We start from the raw sequence: 2,649 nt of genomic DNA on the forward strand, positions 1-2,649 counted from the left end.
AATCAGAATCAACATTGTCTTTTTTAGATAAACAACTTACCAAAATAAAGAAAAAACAAATGTAGATAATGACTTTTTTCATATTACTGCCAACGTTCTTGGCTATGATGTCGTTGCGGAATCATTCGCAGAATTATTCCGCTTGAAAACGAAAATACACTTTTAACTGGAATTTTCAACAGAAAATTCCAACCCGCAATGCATTATAGCCGTTGTTACACATTGACACGACACGCACTGCTTGGAACGAAACACTTTTCACGTTTCAAATTTTTTTCGTTTTGCTATTTAATTCCGTCGAGTAGAGCAGAAGTCATTTTATATAAATCTAGATTTTTTAAATTTTGTTTTTAATAGTAAAGTCATCTGTTTTCAAACGTGCTATAATTCCACTGTTCTGATTTTCATTCGGTTATTATATATTTTGCGCAATGATTGTCATTTGTCAAATGTGTTCCTAAATATCGATTAAAATCCAATTACGTAATTTATTCGTTGCTAAGTTTTTCACGCATTATTTGTCAAATTCAGATAGCTGCTCAATGCTCAACATTCGATTAAAGTCAACTTTTTTAGATTTTCGTTTTATTCGTTAAGATTCAAAAACCAACTTTCGCTTTAAGCAAAATTTTCGACTTTTAAAACAGCTTTTCAATTCGTTTCAGGTAATACTTGGTAAATTCAGATTCCCAACTGTCATATATCCGACTCGAGTTTTTTCGGAGTGTTTATGTGTAACGGTATCGGCTATGAGTAGTTGCGTGGTTTAGCACTAAACTTTGCAAGTACACACCAAACTGAAAATCCTCGCGGATTTTCAGAAGTAGGCGAGAACAAGCAATTACTTATAGCCATTGTTGTGGTGTCGTTTTTATTATTTTAATGCACTCCAATTCCGTCAAACATTAACAGGCTAATTGCAGTGTCTTTATATTTTTTTCCTTCGTAAACTTGAGTTATCTCAAATTTTAGTTTCGTCTCTTTATTTACTGGGAATTTTATTTCTCCAATGTCAATTGTTTGGATTTCAAATGAGTCCAAAAGGTTTAAAATTGCATAAGGTTTTCCATTTAAATAAACTTTCAGTTGCTTAATTCTAGAATTATTATCCCAAGTCAGTTTGTTTTTTTTGTATCCGTTTGCTAGTAAAATTCGGTTAATTCCCAAACCGCCTTTATATCCTTTAATTTCACTAAAGTCGAAACAATATTCTATAAATTCTCCAATTCCATAGTCAGTTTTTCCCTCTACCCAAGCTGTATTTTTGTCAAAATCGTGGGCATTTTTAGCTGAGTAATTGATTCCGTTATTTTCTTTTAATTCAGACGAAGCGTTAATAGATTTAACTGAACCACCACAATACCAACTGCAACCTTTCAAGAATATCAGTTCGCCTATTGGCTTATCAGGTGCTTCATAATCTTCATAGTCAAAAAAGTCAGAGTCTTTCCCTTGAACAGCTTGAATCATTTTCAATTCTTGTGAAAACAGAAGTGAACTAAAGGTTAAGAAGAATATCGTTAATTTAATTTTCATATCGTTTTTCTCAAATGCACCACAACGTCTCGCGTATATGGTTTGTGGCGGGCAAAAATGCGCAAATTTTTCAGTTAAGGTTTTACGTATCTAAAATTACAAAAACTTTAAGTTTTGCACTAATTCCGCCATAAACTATATACGCTGTTGTGCAACGTTTTTAATCCCAAGTCCATTGATAAGGATACAATTCGTATATAGAATTTGCTTCATTAATTGTATTTCCTTTACGCCCATTCATTTCAGCTAAAACGTCATATTTTTTCGCTTCATCATTTTTTCCTAATTTTCTTAAAGTTACAGCTTTATACAACTGAACTTCTGAAAAATTAGGATATATTTCTAAGGATAAGTCAAAAAATTCTACAGCCTTTTGGTATTCTTTTAACTCATATTTTGTGATACCATAATAAAACAAGTCTAGATGATGTATCCAATCCTTTCCATTCTCTTTTAATTGATATTTGTAATCTTTTTGAAATATTTCGTCTGCTTTCTCGAATTCATTTAGTTGTAAATATGATAATCCAATATAAAAGTCAAATGAATGATCCATTACAAATCCGTAGCCAAATCTGTCTTTGTAATCTTCAAAATCCAAGATTGCTTCTCTATAAGTTTTTGCAAAAATACACTTAATAAAAGCTCTATAATCCTGCCATTTTATTCTATCATATTTAACTGCTTTATCGAGATATTCAATACCTATTTCATATTTTCTTTTTTTAAGTAAAGGCATTGATTTTTGTTGCCATAAATATGCAATAGTAGAGTCTTTAGCTAATCCTTTATCAATTTCAGACTGATATTCCTGAGAATATAGTTGATATTTCCAAGCACCGTTTTTTAAATGTTCATTTATGATTTCTTCTTGTCTTTCTTTATCAACATTTAATTCATAACTTTCACTTTCTGTTTTTTTATTTGAAGTTTTGTCTTCATTTGTGCAAGAATTAGTTATCACAAATAGTATAATCAGAAATACTTTAATTTCAGTTCTCATTTCGTTTTAAATGTTGCACAACGGTTTTGTATATAGCTCGTAGCGTGCAAATTAGCGATTATTTTTCGGTTGAGCCACAAGCCAGATTTTTAAATTTTACTAATTATCTT

General features: G+C 30.8%; 2 protein-coding genes. Both read right to left on the bottom strand.

All coding sequences use genetic code 11. The features are described 5' to 3' along the window. Positions 1-879 precede the first annotated feature (879 nt). The gene (locus tag BUB82_RS11510) at positions 880-1,536 is read right to left on the bottom strand and encodes an NADase-type glycan-binding domain-containing protein (RefSeq protein ID WP_073193772.1); all 657 of its coding nucleotides are present in this window, start codon (positions 1,534-1,536) and stop codon (positions 880-882) included. Between the two features lie 160 nt (positions 1,537-1,696). Further along, positions 1,697-2,539, bottom strand: a complete 843-nt coding sequence (locus BUB82_RS11515; protein ID WP_073193773.1) for a tetratricopeptide repeat protein — start codon at positions 2,537-2,539, stop codon at positions 1,697-1,699. Positions 2,540-2,649 lie beyond the last annotated feature (110 nt).

The sequence above is a fragment of the Psychroflexus salarius genome, assembly GCF_900129035.1.
Lineage (GTDB): Bacteria > Bacteroidota > Bacteroidia > Flavobacteriales > Flavobacteriaceae > Psychroflexus > Psychroflexus salarius.